The sequence below is a fragment of the Streptococcus sp. 1171_SSPC genome (assembly GCF_001069335.1).
GTDB lineage: Bacteria > Bacillota > Bacilli > Lactobacillales > Streptococcaceae > Streptococcus > Streptococcus xiaochunlingii.
The window spans coordinates 72583-91042 of record NZ_JWAK01000015.1; the positions used below are offsets into that span (position 1 = coordinate 72583).

19 protein-coding genes are annotated in these 18460 nt (G+C 45.1%); 18 read left to right on the forward strand and 1 reads right to left on the reverse strand.

All coding sequences use genetic code 11. The features are described from left to right. Positions 1-205: 205 nt before the first annotated feature. From deoD to ADF75_RS02015, 3 genes are read left to right on the forward strand one after another with little or no spacing between them, the layout of a single operon-like run. Positions 206-916, forward strand: a complete 711-nt coding sequence (gene deoD / locus ADF75_RS02005) for a purine-nucleoside phosphorylase (RefSeq protein WP_048789042.1) — start codon at positions 206-208, stop codon at positions 914-916. Continuing rightward, entirely contained in the window at positions 916-1674 is a 759-nt protein-coding gene (locus tag ADF75_RS02010; protein ID WP_048788963.1) for a hypothetical protein, read from the forward strand. Before deoD ends, ADF75_RS02010 begins: the two co-directional genes overlap by 1 nt. Positions 1675-1684: 10 nt before the next feature. Continuing rightward, a complete protein-coding gene (locus tag ADF75_RS02015) occupies positions 1685-2416 on the forward strand; it encodes an NAD-dependent protein deacylase (RefSeq protein WP_048788964.1) in 732 nt (243 codons plus the stop codon). A gap of 71 nt (positions 2417-2487) precedes the next feature. On the opposite strand, the gene ADF75_RS02020 is transcribed toward ADF75_RS02015, so the two are convergent. After that, complete coding sequence (locus tag ADF75_RS02020) at positions 2488-3396, reverse strand: LysR family transcriptional regulator (RefSeq protein WP_048689847.1); 909 nt, start codon at positions 3394-3396, stop codon at positions 2488-2490. A 141-nt stretch (positions 3397-3537) separates the two neighbouring features. Here ADF75_RS02020 and ADF75_RS02025 point away from each other — a divergent pair, with 141 nt between their 5' ends. The 15 genes from ADF75_RS02025 (at position 3538) to ADF75_RS02095 (ending at position 18460) form a co-directional block, all read left to right on the forward strand. Beyond that, positions 3538-4905: a DUF6688 domain-containing protein gene (locus ADF75_RS02025; RefSeq protein ID WP_048689843.1), complete on the forward strand. Its 1368-nt coding sequence runs from the start codon at positions 3538-3540 to the stop codon at positions 4903-4905. A gap of 191 nt (positions 4906-5096) precedes the next feature. Then, the gene (locus tag ADF75_RS02030) at positions 5097-5903 is read left to right on the forward strand and encodes a dihydroorotate dehydrogenase electron transfer subunit (RefSeq protein WP_048689839.1); all 807 of its coding nucleotides are present in this window, start codon (positions 5097-5099) and stop codon (positions 5901-5903) included. Between the two features lie 10 nt (positions 5904-5913). After that, the gene (locus ADF75_RS02035) at positions 5914-6852 is read left to right on the forward strand and encodes a dihydroorotate dehydrogenase (protein ID WP_048788965.1); all 939 of its coding nucleotides are present in this window, start codon (positions 5914-5916) and stop codon (positions 6850-6852) included. Between the two features lie 375 nt (positions 6853-7227). After that, on the forward strand, positions 7228-7920 hold the full coding sequence (pyrF, locus tag ADF75_RS02040; RefSeq protein ID WP_023023089.1) for an orotidine-5'-phosphate decarboxylase: 693 nt from the start codon (positions 7228-7230) through the stop codon (positions 7918-7920). A gap of 266 nt (positions 7921-8186) precedes the next feature. Continuing rightward, positions 8187-8816: an orotate phosphoribosyltransferase gene (gene pyrE / locus ADF75_RS02045; protein ID WP_048689832.1), complete on the forward strand. Its 630-nt coding sequence runs from the start codon at positions 8187-8189 to the stop codon at positions 8814-8816. 60 nt (positions 8817-8876) lie between these two features. Next, complete coding sequence (locus ADF75_RS02050) at positions 8877-9749, forward strand: GNAT family N-acetyltransferase (protein ID WP_239665196.1); 873 nt, start codon at positions 8877-8879, stop codon at positions 9747-9749. 39 nt (positions 9750-9788) lie between these two features. Continuing rightward, positions 9789-11300, forward strand: a complete 1512-nt coding sequence (locus tag ADF75_RS02055; RefSeq protein ID WP_006596441.1) for a glycosyltransferase family 39 protein — start codon at positions 9789-9791, stop codon at positions 11298-11300. Between the two features lie 25 nt (positions 11301-11325). Next, complete coding sequence (locus ADF75_RS02060; protein ID WP_006596440.1) at positions 11326-11982, forward strand: uracil-DNA glycosylase; 657 nt, start codon at positions 11326-11328, stop codon at positions 11980-11982. A 20-nt stretch (positions 11983-12002) separates the two neighbouring features. Further along, entirely contained in the window at positions 12003-12467 is a 465-nt protein-coding gene (locus tag ADF75_RS02065; protein ID WP_006596439.1) for an NUDIX hydrolase, read from the forward strand. An 11-nt stretch (positions 12468-12478) separates the two neighbouring features. Beyond that, a complete protein-coding gene (locus ADF75_RS02070; RefSeq protein ID WP_048788966.1) occupies positions 12479-13747 on the forward strand; it encodes a dihydroorotase in 1269 nt (422 codons plus the stop codon). Positions 13748-13800: 53 nt separating this feature from the next. Next, the gene (locus ADF75_RS02075) at positions 13801-14640 is read left to right on the forward strand and encodes an SGNH/GDSL hydrolase family protein (protein ID WP_048788967.1); all 840 of its coding nucleotides are present in this window, start codon (positions 13801-13803) and stop codon (positions 14638-14640) included. Continuing rightward, complete coding sequence (locus ADF75_RS02080; RefSeq protein ID WP_048715892.1) at positions 14612-15268, forward strand: YpmS family protein; 657 nt, start codon at positions 14612-14614, stop codon at positions 15266-15268. Before ADF75_RS02075 ends, ADF75_RS02080 begins: the two co-directional genes overlap by 29 nt. Before the next feature lie 314 nt (positions 15269-15582). Next, a complete protein-coding gene (locus tag ADF75_RS02085) occupies positions 15583-17145 on the forward strand; it encodes a 2-isopropylmalate synthase (RefSeq protein ID WP_048788968.1) in 1563 nt (520 codons plus the stop codon). A gap of 11 nt (positions 17146-17156) precedes the next feature. Then, positions 17157-18194 carry a 3-isopropylmalate dehydrogenase gene (leuB, locus tag ADF75_RS02090; protein ID WP_048788969.1) on the forward strand — a complete coding sequence of 346 codons (1038 nt, stop codon included), beginning with the start codon at positions 17157-17159 and terminating at the stop codon, positions 18192-18194. Beyond that, a complete protein-coding gene (locus ADF75_RS02095; RefSeq protein ID WP_048689804.1) occupies positions 18191-18460 on the forward strand; it encodes a DUF1294 domain-containing protein in 270 nt (89 codons plus the stop codon). The genes leuB and ADF75_RS02095 overlap by 4 nt, the downstream gene beginning before the upstream one ends.

The window sequence follows — 18460 nt, forward strand, 5'->3', positions numbered from 1 at the left end:
GAAAGGTAGAGCATGTGTTCTGATTTGAACACGAGCGGAAAGCTTTTCTAATTACTCAATAAAAAAAGAAAGGATGGGTTAACCGTATTCGCTGAATTGAATACGGGCGGAGAACTGTGTAAAAAAGATAAACTGTCTAGCATCTACGATGCGTCGTCAGTTTCCTATTTTTACTTTGTTCTCTGTCGCCCTTTATATCTTAATTATGTCTATCCATATTGCTGCTAAGCAAGGTGAAATTGCTGATAAAATTCTCCTTCCTGGAGATCCTCTTCGTGCGAAATTTATCGCTGAGAACTTTTTAGAAGACGCTGTTTGCTTCAACGAAGTTCGAAACATGTTTGGTTACACGGGTACCTACAAAGGTCATCGTGTATCTGTTATGGGAACTGGAATGGGGATGCCATCCATCTCTATCTATGCACGTGAGTTGATCGTAGACTACGGCGTGAAGAAATTGATCCGTGTGGGAACGGCTGGTTCTTTGAATGGCGATGTCCACGTTCGTGAATTGGTCTTGGCGCAAGCTGCCGCAACCAACTCAAACATCATCCGCAACGATTGGCCTCAATACGATTTCCCACAAATCGCTAGCTTTGATTTGCTAGATAAAGCCTACCACATTGCCAAAGACCTTGGTATGACCACTCACGTCGGCAATGTCTTGTCATCTGATGTCTTCTATTCAAACTATGGTGAAAAGAACTTAGAGCTTGGTAAATGGGGCATCAAAGCTGTGGAAATGGAAGCAGCAGCTCTTTACTATTTGGCGGCTCAGCATCATGTGGATGCCCTTGCCATCATGACGATTTCAGACAGTTTGGTTAATCCAGATGAGGACACGACTGCTGAAGAACGTCAAAATACTTTCACTGATATGATGAAAGTTGGTCTTGAGACCTTGATCGCAGACTAATGACAGAATACCTTCATGATGAGTGGCTCTACGACCTGCAGACCTACCAGTATAGTCGGGCCCTACGCTCTGCTAAGAAGCAGAAGGAAGTTCCGGAGCTGGTCTTGACCTTATTGCAGTTAATGACCGAGCGTCGAGAGCTCAATATCCAACCGATCATGAACCAAAAGTTGAGAACCGACTTGCTAGATACAACAGGTTTTCAGCTTTTTTGGCATGAGGACCCAGAAGAGGAGCAACTGGCTAACTATCTGTACGATTTAGAGGCCAAGCTCCGCAACGATCAGATTATCGACTTTATTCGTGCGGTGAGTCCCGCTATTTACCGAATTTTTATGCGCTTGATTGAGATGCAGATCCCTGATATTGCAGACTACATTCACAACTCCAAGGAGTCCAGCTATGACCATTGGAAGTTTGACAAGATCCGGGCATCTGACAATCCAGCCTTGCAGAATTTCCATAGCGAGAGTGCAGTCAATTCGTCCAGTTTGACGGAGTTGATCATACTCTTGGACTTGCCGGATTCCACCAAAGATGCAGCTAAGCAACTGCGGGAGTTGGAAAAATCTGTTCGCAATCCTTTGGCCCACTTGATCAAACCCTTTGATGAGGAAGAATTGCACCGGACGACTGGTTTCTCTTCCCAGCATTTTATGGAGCTCTTAGTGAGCTTGGCCCAGGAGACGGGGATTGTTTATCAGAGAGAACCTTTTTATTTCGACCAGGCCAATGCTGCTATCGAGGCTCTTTTGTAAGGAGTATGAGATGGATAAATTGAAAGAATTGCAAGAGGTTATTGATCATAGTCAACGGATCGTCTTTTTCGGTGGGGCAGGAGTGTCCACGGAGTCCAATATTCCTGACTTTCGTAGCTCAGATGGGGTCTATAGTGTCACCTTAGGTCGGCATTTTACGGCTGAGCAACTGGTCTCTCATACCATGTTTGAGCGCTATCCAGAGGACTTTTTCGACTTTTATAAGAAATACCTGATCTATCCAGATGCCAAGCCCAATGCGGCCCATCGTTATCTGGCTCGGCTGGAGCAGACAGGGAAGCTCAAGGCAGTGGTGACGCAAAATATTGATAGTCTCCATGAAATGGCGGGGTCTAAGAAAGTCTTGAAACTCCATGGTAGTGCCGACCGTAATTACTGTACAGGTTGCCAGCGCTTTTATGATTTAGAGTCCTTTCTAGCTTTAGAAGGTCCTGTTCCACACTGTCTCGATTGTGGTAAGGTGGTCAAGCCGGATGTGACCCTCTATGAGGAACCCCTCGATATGGAGGTCTTTAGCCAAGCAGCCAAAGCTATCCAAGAGGCGGATCTCCTGATCATCGGTGGTACCTCCCTCGTCGTCTACCCAGCAGCCAGCTTGATCCAGTATTTCCAAGGGAAGAAGCTGGTCGTCATTAATAAAACCAGCATTCCCCAGGACAAAGAGGCAGACCTGGTTATCGAAGGGAAGATTGGGGAAGTATTTTCGAAATTAAGACAATAAAAGAACACCTGAGAGAAGTGGAAATCCACTTGTTTCAGGTGTTTTATTGTGCTTGTGTAGCTAGTTAGTTCTTATTTATCAAACTGGACTTCCTCAAGTAAGTATTCGATAAATTTCTCACCCATCTTAGAGAGGCTAGCTTTTTCGTGTTGGATGTAGACCAGCTCGATTGGGTCATCGATATCTAGCGGGATGGAAACGATATTGTCTCCATTGAGGTTGCTGTTAAGGATACCGGTCGCAATGGTGTAGCCGTCCAGACCAATCAAGAGATTGAAGAGGGTGGCACGGTCACTGACGACGATGGACTTCTTGTGATGCTCTTGGGAGAGGATCTCTTCTGAGAAGTAGAAGGAGTTGTGGGTCCCTTGGTCATAGCTGAGATAAGGGAAGTCCTCTAGATCTTCTAATTTCACCACCTCTTTGTTAGCTAGAGGGTTAGTCTTGCTGACGAAGATATGAGGTTGGGCAGTGAAGAGGTGGGTTGCCTTAAGGTGGCTGTCATCCAGCATTTTAGAAAGGACATCCCGGTTGTACCCATTGAGGAAGAGGACACCGATCTCACTACGGAAGTTCTTGACGTCATCGATGATTTCCCAGGTTCTGGTCTCCCGTAGGAAGAGTTCATATTTCTCCATGTCGCTTTTCTTGAGGAGAGAGACGAAGGCTTCGACTACGAAGGCATAGTGCTGGGAGGATACGCTAAAGAGCTCCCTATTGGCTACTGGATTTTTATAGCGTTCTTCTAGGAGTTGGGTCTGCTCGACGACTTGACGGGCATAAGAAAGGAACTCCATCCCATCCTTGGTCAAAGTGATTCCTTTGGGATTACGGATGAAGATATCAATTCCCATTTCTTTTTCCAAGTCCCGCACAGCATTGGACAAACTTGGCTGGGTGATGAAGAGTTGCTTGGACGCCTCATTCATAGAGCCTGTTTCGACGATTTTGATAATGTAATGTAATTGTTGGATTCTCATGCTTATATTTTAACATACTTTTGACAAAAAATCCTAGCTAGTATCAGTCTCTAGAAGGATTTTTCCCTATAAAACAGGTTTAGAATTGAAGGATTGATTGTAGCTTGATAGAATGATGACAAATAGTGCTTAGGAGGCCTTATGAAAAGAATTGCTCACTGGTACAGAAAATGGAATCAAGAACTGGAGATCAAATTTTTAGCCAGTCTATTAAAGATTAACTTTATGACCAACTTATTGATCTTTCTTGGTTTGTACGTCTTTCTAATCCTTGGTAGCTTGCGAGGAAATATCCAATCTTTGGGTTTCTGGAATGCTATTTTTGGAGTCGCAATATACAGTGTTACAATTCTTGTTCATGCCCTAGGGGTTAGTTATTTTGTTCCCAATATTTTTGTGATTTTGTATGTTATTTCTCGCTGGTCTACGATTCAGGCCCAGACATTGGAAAAGGAACTGGTCGGTGTCTATGATGAGAGAGAAGAGGAAAAAATTAAACGAAGGGTTAACAATCGTAAGTACTTTGTAATCCTTTGGATAGGAGTCTTTGGCTGTATCCTTGAATCCTTCGTCATCTATCTAGTAAAGGATTTGACAGATTATGATTGGACCAAACAGCTCATCAATGAGCAGAAGCATACCATGATTTGGTCGGAGGCTCTCCCGACGATTCTTACTTTGGCATTGATTTCCTTCCTAGCGCTGGTCATTTATTCTTATAGGGATGCTAATTCCTTGTCCCCAATTTTAAATATCTTTTGTATCAGTGGGATATTGATGGGATTGGTATTGTTAGCGGTATTTGACATCCAGGTGCAAGTCATCGGTTGTCACACGGTCTTCTTGTTGGTTTATTCCATTAGCCTCCTGCGGACCAGGATGAAGGAGTGGGAGGGTGCTGATCCCATTAGGGCCTATGACAATCCAATTCTCCAGCGCTTTCACCTGATCCTCCACCAATCCAAACACTGGCCTTGGTTGGCAGTCGTCTTTGCCCTCCCCTTGTTAGCGCTATTGGTCATGGTTCTCATGCTCTTTGGTCAACGTCCTGATAGCTTGGTCAAGGCCTGGACCAATACGGCAGATTGGACCTTCTCGGAAAAGATCCCTCCTCAGAATCTCATCATGGATGAGCACTATCTCTGTACGGTTGCGGCTGGTGGCCATGAAAAAGTTGTCAAGCCCCAACGGATGGGAGTCCGGCATGGTCATCCTGTTGTGGTGAATCGCCAGCTCTGTATTGCCAATGCCTTTGAGCAGGTTCTAGAAGAAAAAACGCCACGTTTCCATCGCTTCCTGCGTCGTAATTATGACCGCTATGGCTACCCCTTTGCCAAACATATCAAGAAGAAATGGGCCATGGATGTCATTTACTATCTGATGAAGCCCCTGGAATGGATCTTTTTGTTGGTTCTCTACTTGGTCGATCGCAAGCCAGAAAATCGCATCGCTTTACAGTATATCCCACCGCTACCAGAAGGGTTTTCTCCTGAGACAGATGGGAAATGAGCGGACCCATCGGGCTTCTACTTGACAAGAGACAAGGAGAGCGATATAATGAGACAAATTTAACCTTTAAGGGGTCCAGAGAGGCCTGCAAGGAAAGACAGAAAAAAAATCAGCGGACCGAGTCTAGCTGATCATTTGTAGGACCTTGCTTTTGCGAGGTCTTTTTTGCTGGAAGAAAGAAGAGGAAACCAATGGTCAGTGACAGCTGTAAAAAACGGTTTGGAAAAATCATGATGGAAGACATGGAGTTAATCGCTCAAGAAGAGATTGCGCCACGGATTTTTTCAATGGTCTTGAAGGGGGAAATGGTGGAGCAGATGCTACCGGGGCAGTTTCTCCATATCCGTGTACCGGATGACTCTAAACTCCTTCGTCGTCCCATTTCCATCTCAGAGATTGATCCAGACAGCAAGACCTGTCGCCTCATTTATCGGGTAGAAGGGGGAGGGACAGCCATCTTTTCTCACTTGCCTGTCGGTAGCTTCCTCAGTGTCATGGGTCCTCAAGGAAACGGCTTTGACCTTAAGGGTCTTGGTCAAGGGGCACGTGCCTTGATCATCGGTGGCGGGATTGGAGTGCCTCCCTTGGTCCAAGTGGCTAAACAACTACATGAGCAGGGAGTAGAAGTCCATTCTGTCCTTGGATTTGCCAATAAAGAAGCTGTGATCCTGGAAGAAGAATTGAAGCAGTACGGCCAAGTCACCATTACAACAGACGATGGTTCTTATGGTACCAAGGGTTATGTGTCAACAATCGTTGATCAGATGGACCAGGAGTTTGATGCCGTCTATTCTTGTGGGGCACCTGGTATGCTCAAATATGTCAATACCAAATTCCATGACCATCCTCGCGCCTATATTTCTATGGAATCGCGTATGGCCTGTGGGATGGGTGCCTGCTATGCCTGTGTGGTGCATCTGGAAAATGAGAGCCAAGCAGCCAACAAGCGCGTGTGTGAAGATGGACCGGTCTTTGAAACTGGTACGATTGTGATGTAGGGAGGAAAGTATGACAAGTAATCGATTAGCTGTATCCTTACCAGGATTAGACTTGAAAAATCCCATTATTCCGGCTTCCGGCTGTTTTGGCTTTGGTCAGGAATATGCCAAATACTATGATTTAGACCTGCTTGGATCCATTATGATCAAGGCGACAACCGCTGAGGCTCGCTTCGGAAATCCCACACCACGTGTTGCCGAAACACCTGCCGGCATGCTCAATGCCATTGGGCTCCAAAATCCAGGGGTAGACGTGGTTCTATCAGAGAAACTTCCTTGGTTGGCCCAGCATTATCCAGATCTACCGATTATCGCCAATGTAGCTGGCTTCTCTAATGAAGAGTATGCGACGGTATCTGGCAAGATCTCGCAAGCACCAAATGTCAAGGCCATCGAGCTCAATATCTCTTGTCCCAACGTAGACCATGGCAACAATGGCCTCTTAATCGGACAAGTTCCTGAGTTGGCCTATGATGCAGTAAAAGCAGCGGTAGAAGCCTCCTCCGTTCCTGTCTATGTCAAATTAACACCTAGTGTGGCGGACATTACTCAAGTCGCAAGGGCTGTAGAAGATGCAGGGGCTAGTGGCTTGACCATGATCAACACGCTAGTCGGGATGCGCTTTGACCTCAAGACTGGCAAGCCCATCATTGCCAATGGCACAGGTGGCATGTCAGGTCCAGTTATCTTCCCAGTAGCCTTGAAACTCATCCGCCAAGTAGCCCAATCGACCAAACTTCCGATTATTGGGATGGGCGGTGTAGATTCAGCAGAAGCAGCCCTGGAGATGATGATTGCTGGTGCCTCTGCAATCGGAGTAGGAACTGCTAACTTTACAGATCCATATGTTTGTCCGACTATTATCGAAAATCTTCCACAGGTCATGGATCAGTATGGAATAACTAGCTTAGAAGATCTGCGTCGGCATGTCCGAGAAAATCTATTATAAAGATCATCAAGAAAATAAAAAATGCCTGCTGGCTACAACCCCAACAGGCTACTGAGTAAGCTACAATTGAAACAACCCTTACTCAGCATAGCAAAAATTTTACAGGAAAATCGGTAATATGTCAAGTTTTTTGTTATGATCAAGGACTCTTACTAGTCTAATCCGAAAAGACAGACTGAATCCGAACGTTTTTCGATTATTTCTTGACTTTTCTTTCATATCGTACTACAATGTAGAAAAACCTTTAAAGTAGTCCTGAGAGGCTCCTAAGGTCTAGACGGTGAATCAGGGTAGATACTACCTAATTTTCGTGTAACCTTGCCTCGGGCAAGGTTTTTTTGTGGAAAAAATGTCAGCCATAAAAAGGAGAAACCCATGCGTGAAGAACGTCCCATCATCGCCCTTGATTTTCCAGCTTTTGAAGATGTCAAAAACTTTCTAGAACATTTCCCAGAAGATGAAAAACTGTTTGTAAAAATCGGAATGGAATTTTTCTATGCAGTCGGCCCAGAAATTGTTCACTATCTGAAAGGTCGTGGCCATAGCATTTTTTTGGATTTAAAATTGCACGACATCCCAAATACGGTTAAGTCAGCCATGTCTGTCCTAGGCACCTTTGGTGTGGATATGGTGACAGTTCATGCAGCAGGTGGTGTAGAGATGATGCGCGAAGCCAAAAAAGCACTTGGACCAGGAGCTAAGTTGGTAGCGGTGACTCAATTGACTTCTACCAGTGAAGAAGACATGCGTGATTGCCAAAACATCCAAACCACTGTCCAAGAATCAGTAGTTAATTATGCCCGTAAGGCGCAAGAAGCAGGCTTGGATGGCGTTGTTTGCTCAGCCCATGAAGTAGATTTGATCAAGAAAGCTACATCAGAAGAGTTTGTTTGTGTGACCCCAGGGATCCGTCCTGCAGGAGCAGAAATTGGTGACCAAAAACGGGTCATGACCCCACAAGAAGCCCATGCTATCGGTTCAGACTACATCGTGGTTGGACGTCCGATTATCCAAGCAGAAAATCCATGGGATGCTTATCATGAGATTAAGAGACAATGGAATAGTTAAGAACGTCTTAGAAGCTGTGCTTCAAGACGTTCTATGGGAAGCCCGATAGGGCCTTCCCTAACGAGTTCACTAGATCTCAGAAGAGAAAATTATCGTTTCTCTTCTGAGATCGTCGGAATAATAATCGCCAGTAAAAGTAAAACTTTTGTAGTTCTACGGGAAGCCCGATAGGCCCTTCCTTGAACTATTCACTAACCTGTACAGTTGTTTAAAAATAAATAATTGATTTAATTCGTATTCGATTAAAATCGTAAAAAGGAGTTATCATGTCATTAGCTAAAGATATTGCCAGCCATCTTCTAAAAATTGAAGCTGTTTATTTGAAACCAGAAGAGCCTTTTACTTGGGCTTCTGGGATCAAATCTCCAATTTATACCGATAATCGTGTGACCCTCGCTTATCCTGAAACTCGTACCTTGATTGAAAATGGATTTGTAGATAAAATCAAGGAAGCTTTCCCTGAAGTAGAAGTGATTGCTGGTACAGCAACTGCGGGGATTCCTCATGGTGCTATTATTGCGGACAAGATGAATTTGCCATTTGCCTACATCCGTAGCAAACCAAAAGACCATGGAGCTGGAAACCAAATAGAAGGTCGTGTACCTCAAGGTCAAAAGATGGTCGTAGTGGAAGATTTGATTTCTACTGGTGGGTCTGTTTTGGAGGCTGTCGCAGCTGCGAAGCGTGAAGGAGCAGACGTCCTTGGTGTGGTGGCTATCTTCACCTACCAATTGGAGAAAGCAGATAAGAAATTTGCGGAAGCTGGCGTTCAACTTGAAACCTTGTCTAACTACACAGAATTGATTCATTTGGCTGAAGAACAAGGTTATATCACTTCTGAAGGTTTGGAACTGTTACGCCGTTTCAAGGAAAACCAAGAAACTTGGCAATACTAAAGTATAATGGAGGAGGGCCAACGTTTGGCTCTCCTTTTGTTTTTGTAAAAGGAAGAAAAAATGATGCAGCTTGAAAGACGCACTCGTCTTAGTCTAGAAGAAAAGAAGCAGTGTGAACAGCTTGTGAGAGCCTCTCACCAAAATGACCATACCTATCGCTTGCCCTATTTGGACAATCTCTATAATGATGATCCTACGATGCCAGCATTTATCCTTGCATTGGTGGAGGGGCAGCTGGTTGGATTTTTGTCCATCTATGCGGATGAACCCAAGGAAGCAGAGGTTCAGCTCTTTGTGACTCCTTCTTTTCGTAGACAAGGTATTGCCCGTTCCTTATGGGAAGACTTTATGGACTTGGCCAAGGACTATCAGCTAGAAGAACGACTATATGTGTCAGAGGTTCGGTTTTTGGATCAAAACACGGACTTACTTAGCCATTTTCATTTAGTGGAGGCGGAAGAGGAAGACCACGAACTTTGGTTGGAGGCCCCATGTCAGGTCACCGACCATGAGAAGAGAGAAGGGCTGATGGTATTGGAGGCTGTGGAGTCCATGCTCCAAGAGATCGCGCATTTTCAATCCAAGGCTTTTGAGACAGATCTTGACTATGCCCTAAAGTATGCGACCGAGTCTCTCGAGGGGCAGGATACCCGTCTCTTTGTCTTGCGTGACCAAGAGCAAGTTCTTGCTTCTGTTACGGTGGATCTATCTCAGGGAACGACCTATTTCTTTGGATTAGCCGTTGACCCGGATCATCTCCGCAAAGGGTACGCACGCTATCTCTTACGAAGTGTGATGAATCAGATGGCTGCAGAAGTGGAGCAGCAATTTCAGATTGTCGTTGAAAAAAAGAATCAAGCAGCCCTGAGTCTATATCTAGGGCTTGGCTTCACCATCCAAACTGAAGTCCTCTATTTGATGGAGAGCCGATAGAATCCAGCGAAATCCCTATTTTTTTGCTATAATGGAGCTATGTTAGTAAAAAGTAAAAACATCTTATTTGGGGTGCTCCATCTGGTTATGTTGCTCCTGATGGTGCACTGGTTTGTCATTAGTGTCGTCTACCTAAAAGATATTTCGGGATGGGGCCTTGTAGTTGGGGGACTTATCTTTCTCCTAGCTTATATTGGTCGCTCCTATCTCAAAAGGGCCTTTGCCTGGTTGATGAAATACAAGACTGGATTGATGGTTGGAGCGATTCTAGTTCAGATTGTTTTTATGCTGTCTGCGGAACTCTTAATCCGTCGGGATGCTGCGGTGGTCTATACGGGAGCTTTTGGCCTTCTAAAAGAGTCCTCTATCTCTAGCTACCTGAGCCGGAATCCCAATAATCTTCCCTTGTTCTTGTACGAACGCTTTTTCTACCAACTCTTTGGTGGAGCGGGCCTCTGGGTCATGCAAGTTCTCAATATGGTCTTTGTGAATGCAGGAGCTATCCTCTTGTATCGTTTAGGGCTGAAACATTATGACCAAAAAGTGGCAGACTGGGTGTATACCCTCTATGTGGTCTTAATCTGTTATTCCCCTTATTTTTACTCCATGTATACGGATATTCCGCCTCTTCCTCTCATCGCCTTGCAATTAGGGCTAGCCTTGGATCTCTTAAAAGAGAGCGACAGTGGTGCACAATGGAAGACATCCTTGTGGCTAGGCCTCTTATCAGGGCTTACTATGCTGATTCGTCCGACGACTATTATTGTCGTGATGGCCTTTTGGATGGTCCTCTTCTTTAAAGGGCAGTGGAAGGTCTTTGGAAAAGTCTTTGCTTTAACCCTTTTATCAACTGGTCTGGTCTTTGGAGCTCTGAATACAGCTGTCAAACACCAAACAGCTGTCCCTATTTTAAAAGGGGAAGGGCTGGCTAAAGGACCGCTCTTGTTTATTAACTTGGGCTTGACGGATATTGGGCACAACCAAGCAGATATGAAAGAAGGGCTCTTGAAATATGTCGACGAAGATAAGCGAGACGAGTACAATAATGGGATGTTCAAGAACGAATATATCATTAAAGAAATCAAACGGCGCTTGAAGGAATATGGTCCGATTGGACTCCTGGGACATCTTTATACCAAGCAATCCTTAACGGTTGCAGAAGGGACACTTGGTTGGCTCTATCGGGATGTTGAATACGAAAAGACTCCGGTCATTAACCCTCTTTACGAGCCTTATACCAAGGATTTACCAGTTGCCAAATGGATTCGTACCTACTTCTTAAGTACAGATCGTCCTCAGTATCGTTATTATGAGTTCGTTAAACAGTTGTTTTGGATTGTGATGGCAGCTGGCCTGGTCCTTGTCTATCTCAGGAAGAAGAACGATGACGATTTCCACTTCCTATCGCTTGCTGTCTTTGGTGGTCTTCTCTTTTTGACCATCTTTGAAGGTGGCAAGACTCGTTATCTGATCCAATTTCTACCACAAATTCTCTTGTTAGCCTCTATTGGTTTGGCTGCTGGTCCAAGGAAATCTCAAGAGAACGGTTAATTATTTTATACTGTAAGGAGAAGCGATGGAACATTCAAGATGGCACCAATTGCTTAAGGAGCAGCTTCCAGAGGGCTACTTTAAGCAAATCAATCAATTTTTAGATCAGGTCTATGCATCAGGGACCATCTACCCACCTCGTGAAAAGGTTTTTCAGGCCTTAAAGACAACGAATCTGGAAGAGGTTAAGGTCGTGATTCTGGGTCAGGATCCCTATCACGGTCCTGGTCAAGCACAGGGGCTCAGCTTTTCTGTACCGGATGATATCCTAGCACCTCCATCCTTGCAAAACATTTTAAAGGAGTTGGCGGAAGATGTGGGGCTTAAGCCTTCCCATGACTTGACGCCTTGGGCAGAGCAAGGGGTTCTCTTACTCAATGCCTGTCTGACAGTGCCTGCTGGCCAAGCCAATGGGCACGCTGGCCTGATTTGGGAAGAGTTTACAGATGCAGTTATTCGCCTAGTCAGTCAAGAGGAAGAGCATGTTGTCTTTATTCTGTGGGGTGCCTATGCTCGGAAGAAGAAGTCTTTGATTGATGCAAGCAAACACTTGATTATTGAGAGTGCCCATCCCAGTCCCTTATCGGCCTATCGCGGTTTCTTTGGCTCTCGTCCTTTTTCAAGGGCTAACGCTTATTTAACAGAGATGGGTCGCGAGCCGATTGATTGGCTGCGAAGTTAGGAAAATAGAAAGAAGAAATAATGCCACAATTAGCTACAATTTGCTATATCGATAATGGAGAAGCGTTTTTGATGCTTCATCGCAATAAAAAGCCCAATGATGTCCATGAAGGCAAATGGATCGGTGTTGGTGGAAAATTAGAACGCGGGGAAACTCCTCAAGAATGTGCTGCTAGAGAAATTCTTGAAGAAACGGGTCTAGTTGCTAAGCCAGTTCTAAAAGGAATTATCACCTTCCCTGAATTTACTCCCGATCTAGACTGGTACACCTATGTCTTCAAGGTGACTGAGTTTGAAGGGGAACTCATCGAGTGTAACGAAGGGACGCTGGAGTGGGTGCCTTATGATCAAGTCTTAAGTAAGCCAACTTGGGAGGGGGACCACACCTTTGTTGAGTGGCTCTTGGAGGATAAACCCTTCTTTTCAGCTATGTTCCGCTATGATGGGGATCGCTTGCTAGAGACCCATGTTGATTTCTATGAATAAAGGAGTAGAAGATGTTAGTCATTAAAAATGGTCGGGTAATGGATCCAAAAACTGGTTTGGACCAAGTATGTGATCTTTTGGTAGATCAGGGGAAAATTGTGGAAATAGGTCCATCTCTTTCTTATGAAGGAGCCCAAGTTATCGATGCGAGTGGCAAGGTGGTAGCGCCAGGTTTGGTGGACATTCACGTTCACTTCCGTGAACCAGGTCAGACCCACAAGGAAGATATTCACACTGGGGCTCTCGCAGCTGCTGCAGGTGGTTTTACGACAGTCGTCATGATGGCCAATACCACTCCAACAATCTCGGATGTCGTGACCTTAAAAGAAGTCTTGGATTCTGCTGCTAAGGAAGCCATCCATGTAAAGACCGTTGCGACGGTTACCAAGAACTTTGATGGCCAACATCTCACCGACTTTGAAGGCTTGTTACAAGCTGGCGCTGTCGGTTTCTCAGATGATGGGATCCCGTTGCAAAGTACCAAGGTAGTCCGTCAGGCTTTGGAAGAAGCCAAACGTCTGGGGACCTTCATTAGTCTCCACGAAGAAGATCCAGAGTTGAACGGCATTCTGGGACTCAATGAGCACATTGCTCGGGAGCACTTCAAGGTTTGCGGAGCGACTGGAGTGGCAGAATACTCGATGGCAGCGCGGGATGCTATGATTGCTCACGCAACAGGTGGCCACCTCCACATCCAACACCTCTCGAAAGCTGAGAGTGTCAAGGTGGTCGAGTTTGCCCAAGCGATCGGTGCTCCTGTTACAGCAGAAGTAGCTCCTCAGCATTTTTCTAAGACTGAAGATCTCTTGCTGTCTAAGGGAAGCAATGCCAAGATGAATCCGCCTCTTCGTCTGGAAGAAGACCGTCGTGCAGTCATCGAAGGCTTGAAGTCAGGAGTCATTACCGTAATCGCAACGGACCACGCGCCTCATCATGCGGATGAAAAGAACGTAGCCGATATCACCAAGGCTCCTTCCGGCATGACAGGATTAGAGACTTCTCTATCGCTTGGTTTGACCTATTTGGTCCATGCAGGAGAGCTCAGCTTGATGGAACTCTTAGAAAAAATGACCTATAATCCCGCTAAATTATATAATTTTGAAGCGGGCTATTTGGAAGTCGGTGGACCAGCAGATATTGTGATTTTTGATCCGGATGCTGACCGTTTAGTGTCTGATCATTTTGCTTCCAAGGCAACTAATTCACCGTTTGTCGGTGAATCCCTCAAGGGGCAGGTAGCCTATACCATCTGCCAGGGCAAGATTGTCTACCAAGCCTAAACCTGACTTAAGAATAAGAAAGTCAAATTAAAAGCTGGACGAATGAGGAGTATATGAATAGTAGAAAAATACTAGAGATGATCTTGTATTGTTTGGTCACTTTTCTGGTCTGCTTTTTTCTGGTCAATTGGCTCCTTCCTTCGGCAGAACCAGTGATGACCAAACCGTCAACAAGTGCCAAAAAGAAGGTAGTCACCTATGTAGCGATTGGGGATTCCTTGACCAAAGGCGTGGGGGATAGCACCAATCAGGGAGGTTTTGTTCCACTACTCGCTCAGAGTTTGACCAATGAAACAAATCTTGAATTCAAAGCGATCAACTATGGTGTTTCTGGTAACACGAGCAGTCAAATTTTGTCACGTATGCAGGAGAAAAAGGAGATTGGAAAGGACCTGAAGAAGGCTCAGTTAGTGACCATTACTGTCGGGGGCAATGACCTGCGAAAGGCCATTCTTGAGGATACCAGTAACTTAGATCTGGACCGCTTCGAAAAAGCATCGAAGACCTATGAGAAAAATCTCAAACAGATCATCGAATTGGCCCGCAAGGACAACCCGGATCTGCCCGTTTACGTGGTGGGGATCTATAATCCCTTGTATCTCAACTTCCCCGATCTAACGGAATTGCAGACCCTTGTCGATCAGTGGAACCAAAGAACGGAGGAGACCCTCTCTGCCTATCAAGGCGTCTACTTTGTTCCGATCAATGACCTCCTCTATAAGGGTATTGATGGCAAGAGTGGGGTGACAGAATCCGAATTAGGAAAAGAAACTGTGACCAATGATGCCTTGTATGATGAGGATAGTTTCCATCCCAATAATACTGGTTATGAGATCATGAAAGAAGCCGTACTGGAGAAAATACATGCAACTGAGAAAAAATGGTTCGAGTGAGAAGAAGGTTAAACCAGCAACCACAGGACCTCATTTTAAGGAGAGACGAGAAAAAACGCCGATTAACATCTGGAAATGGCTCTTTCTAGGCTTGGTCAGTTTCTTGCTGGCAACAAGTCTAGTCGTATGGACTCGTTTCTCAACGGTACGAGAGGATGTCCGGCAACTACAGACTCCTAGCCAAGGAGGAGATGTCAAGATCGGCAGTATGACCACAACTAGGGCTCAACTAAATGAAACCATCAAGGTCATGCTTAAAAGTTATCATTTGAGTGATTATCAACTGTATGCAGACAACCAACAGATGTTACTAGAGGGGAAGATGGACTTTTTAGGGAAGGAGTACCCGCTCTATATCTATTTCCAGCCAAGTAAGCTAGAGGATGGAAGTATTCTCTTGACCCTCAAGGATTTTTCGGTTGGGACCTTGAAACTTCCTAAAAAGACCGTGATGCAGGTGCTGTCTACAAACAAGGATCTACCTGACTTTGTAAAAATTGATAGCAAAGAAGCGACGATCAAGATCGAGCTTGCCAAGATTAAAAATGAGATGGATTTCTATGTCAAGGCCAATACCATTGATCTATACAATGATCAAATCATCTTTGATCTCTACAGGAAAAAATAAGAAGATCAGGCGAAAGTAAGAAAGCGACTTTCGCCTTTATTTTGTTTCTATTCAAAAAATTCAGAATATTGTAGAAAATTCTTGACATTCAATTTTCCCTATGCTAAAATACTAAACAAGACATCAATCAAAGGAGAAAGTCAAACATGAAAACAGCTAAGTTTATTCAATTTGCTTTGTTGTTGAGGTACTCGGGCTAGTGCAAAAGCATTAGTCCTGTTTGGCTTACCAAGCGGGAGTAACAAAACATCTCGCTTAGGTAACTGGCGAGATGTTTTTATTTTATTCACTATGTTTAGAAAAGAGGAGACCCTATGCGTAAAGTTGAATTTTTAGATACCAGTCTTCGGGACGGTGAACAGACTCCAGGAGTCAATTTCTCCATTAAAGAAAAGATTGCCATTGCCAAGCAATTGGAAAAGTGGGGCATTTCTGCTATTGAGGCTGGTTTTCCTGCAGCTAGTCCGGATTCCTTCACTGCTGTGCAGGAGATTGCAAAAGTCTTGACCAAGACTGCTGTGACAGGTTTGGCTCGCTCCGTTAAATCCGATATCGATGCTTGTTATGAAGCCTTAAAAGATGCCAAGTATCCGCAAGTTCACGTCTTTATCGCTACGAGTCCCATTCACCGGGAGTTTAAACTTAACAAGACCAAGGAAGAAATTCTTGAAGCCATCAAAGAACACGTTTCTTATGCTCGCTCAAAGTTTGAAGTTGTTGAATTCTCACCCGAAGATGCGACACGGACGGAGTTGGATTTCCTCTTGCAAGTTGTCCAGACTGCAGTCGATGCTGGTGCTAGCTACATCAATATTCCTGATACAGTCGGTTTCACGACACCAGCAGAGTACGGAGCTATTTTCAAATACTTGATCGATCATGTCAAGACAGATCGTGAGATTATCTATTCCCCTCATTGCCATGATGATCTAGGAATGGCGGTGGCTAATAGCCTCGCCGCTGTCAAAAATGGAGCTGGTCGTGTCGAAGGAACCATCAATGGCATCGGGGAACGGGCTGGCAATGCGGCACTTGAAGAAGTAGCGGTCGCTCTTAATATTCGCGAAGACTATTTCCAAGTGGAGAGTCCGATTGTCCTCAATGAAACCATCAACACCTCTGAGTTGGTCTCTCGTTACTCTGGGATTCCAATTCCTAAAAACAAGGCGGTTGTTGGTGGCAATGCCTTCTCACACGAGTCTGGGATTCACCAAGATGGAGTCCTTAAAAATCCGCTTACCTATGAAATCATCACGCCTGAGTTGGTGGGGGTTAAGAGCAATAGCCTTCCACTTGGTAAATTGTCTGGTCGCCATGCCTTTGTAGAAAAACTGCATGAGTTGGGACTGGAATTCACAGAAGAAGACATCCAGCCATTGTTTGCTAAGTTCAAATCTCTGGCAGACAAGAAACACGAGATCACTGATGCCGATATCCGCGCCCTTGTTGCTGGTACAGCAGTGGAAAATCCAGAAGGCTTCCACTTTGATGATCTTCGCCTCACAACCAATGAAGATGAAAGCATCACCGCAGCAGTCAGTCTGAAAAATGAAGATGGTGAAATTCTTGAATACCTTGCCAAAGGTCAAGGTTCAGTGGAAGCAATCTTTAACGCTATTGATCAATTCTTCCACCAAGAAGTGCGTCTGACTTCCTATACCATTGATGCGGTGACGGATGGAATTGATGCCCAAGCGCGTGTGCTGGTCACTGTTGAAAACGAAGCGACGGATACCATCTTTAATGCTTCTGGTTTAGACTTTGACGTATTGAAGGCGTCAGCAATTGCCTATATCAATGCCAATACCTTGGTGCAAAAAGAGAATGCTGGAGAGATCGGTCACATTGTATCCTATCGTGATCTACCAGATGCCTAAAGGAGAACACTATGACGAAGAAGATTGTCGCCCTAGCTGGAGACGGGATTGGACCAGAAATCATGGAGGCTGGCCTGTCCGTGCTGAAAGCAGTGGCAGAAAAAACAAATTTTGACTATTCAGTCCAAGCTCATCCATTTGGGGGAGCAGGGATTGATGCGGCTGGTCATCCTCTACCAGCTTCTACTCTAGAAGCTACAAAGGAAGCTGATGCCATTCTCTTAGCGGCTATCGGAAGTCCTCAGTATGACCAAGCACCGATTCGTCCGGAGCAAGGCTTGTTAGCTCTTCGTAAGGAGCTCAACCTTTATGCCAACATTCGTCCGGTTAAAATCTACGATGCCCTCAAGCACCTCTCTCCTTTGAAGGAGGAGCGCATTCATGGTGTGGACTTCGTAGTGGTTCGCGAGCTCACCGGCGGGATTTACTTTGGAGAGCATATCTTAGAAGAAAACCAAGCATGGGATATCAACGACTACTCAGTTGAAGAAGTGGAGCGAATTGTGCGGAAGGCTTTTGAGATTGCACGGGGACGTCGCAAGAAAGTCACCAGCATTGATAAGCAAAATGTTCTCGCAACCTCCAAGCTTTGGAGAAGAGTAGCTGATCGAGTGGCTCAAGACTTCCCAGATGTTACCTTGGAGCACCAGTTGGTAGACTCAGCAGCCATGCTCATGATTACCAATCCATCTCGCTTTGATGTCATCGTGACGGAAAACCTCTTTGGTGATATCCTTTCAGACGAGTCCAGTATCTTGTCTGGCACTCTTGGGGTTATGCCATCGGCTAGCCATTCAGAGACAGGTCCAAGCATGTATGAGCCTATTCATGGATCGGCTCCAGATATTGCGGGTCAAGGCGTGGCGAATCCAGTCTCGATGATCCTCTCTGTTGCCATGATGATGCGTGAAAGTTTTGATCGAGAAGAAGATGCTAGCCGCATTGAAAAAGCAGTTGAAGCGACTCTTGCTGCAAGGATCTTTACGAGAGATCTAGGAGGCAGTGCTTCGACAAAAGAAATGACAGAAGAGATTATAAAACGATTATGAGTGTAAAAGGAATGATTACTGGCTTGATCCTTCTATGGAATCTCTTCGTAGGGATTCTCTACGGAGTTGATAAGGAAAAGGCTAAAAGAAATACTTGGCGGATACCAGAAAAGACCTTGCTCTTTTATGCTTTTGCAGTTGGAGGGCTTGGAGCCTGGATAGGAGGGCTACTCTTTCATCACAAGACACAGAAATGGTATTTTAAGGTCACCTGGCTCTTAGGAACCCTTCTCACACTTTACACACTCTACGCTTTATGGAGGTAA

Bases quoted from the DNA above. Each gene is read 5' to 3' on its own strand.
- ADF75_RS02065 (WP_006596439.1), top strand. From the start codon at position 12,003: ATGCCACAATTAGCTACAATTTGCTATATCGATAATGGAGAAGCGTTT.
- ADF75_RS02070 (WP_048788966.1), top strand. From the start codon at position 12,479: ATGTTAGTCATTAAAAATGGTCGGGTAATGGATCCAAAAACTGGTTTG.
- ADF75_RS02080 (WP_048715892.1), top strand. From the start codon at position 14,612: ATGCAACTGAGAAAAAATGGTTCGAGTGAGAAGAAGGTTAAACCAGCA.
- pyrF (WP_023023089.1), top strand. From the start codon at position 7,228: ATGCGTGAAGAACGTCCCATCATCGCCCTTGATTTTCCAGCTTTTGAA.
- ADF75_RS02015 (WP_048788964.1), top strand. From the start codon at position 1,685: ATGGATAAATTGAAAGAATTGCAAGAGGTTATTGATCATAGTCAACGG.
- ADF75_RS02095 (WP_048689804.1), top strand. From the start codon at position 18,191: ATGAGTGTAAAAGGAATGATTACTGGCTTGATCCTTCTATGGAATCTC.
- deoD (WP_048789042.1), top strand. From the start codon at position 206: ATGTCTATCCATATTGCTGCTAAGCAAGGTGAAATTGCTGATAAAATT.
- ADF75_RS02055 (WP_006596441.1), top strand. From the start codon at position 9,789: ATGTTAGTAAAAAGTAAAAACATCTTATTTGGGGTGCTCCATCTGGTT.
- ADF75_RS02025 (WP_048689843.1), top strand. From the start codon at position 3,538: ATGAAAAGAATTGCTCACTGGTACAGAAAATGGAATCAAGAACTGGAG.
- ADF75_RS02030 (WP_048689839.1), top strand. From the start codon at position 5,097: ATGGTCAGTGACAGCTGTAAAAAACGGTTTGGAAAAATCATGATGGAA.
- pyrE (WP_048689832.1), top strand. From the start codon at position 8,187: ATGTCATTAGCTAAAGATATTGCCAGCCATCTTCTAAAAATTGAAGCT.
- ADF75_RS02085 (WP_048788968.1), top strand. From the start codon at position 15,583: ATGCGTAAAGTTGAATTTTTAGATACCAGTCTTCGGGACGGTGAACAG.
- ADF75_RS02035 (WP_048788965.1), top strand. From the start codon at position 5,914: ATGACAAGTAATCGATTAGCTGTATCCTTACCAGGATTAGACTTGAAA.
- ADF75_RS02010 (WP_048788963.1), top strand. From the start codon at position 916: ATGACAGAATACCTTCATGATGAGTGGCTCTACGACCTGCAGACCTAC.
- ADF75_RS02060 (WP_006596440.1), top strand. From the start codon at position 11,326: ATGGAACATTCAAGATGGCACCAATTGCTTAAGGAGCAGCTTCCAGAG.
- ADF75_RS02020 (WP_048689847.1), bottom strand. From the start codon at position 3,396: ATGAGAATCCAACAATTACATTACATTATCAAAATCGTCGAAACAGGC.
- ADF75_RS02050 (WP_239665196.1), top strand. From the start codon at position 8,877: ATGATGCAGCTTGAAAGACGCACTCGTCTTAGTCTAGAAGAAAAGAAG.
- ADF75_RS02075 (WP_048788967.1), top strand. From the start codon at position 13,801: ATGAATAGTAGAAAAATACTAGAGATGATCTTGTATTGTTTGGTCACT.
- leuB (WP_048788969.1), top strand. From the start codon at position 17,157: ATGACGAAGAAGATTGTCGCCCTAGCTGGAGACGGGATTGGACCAGAA.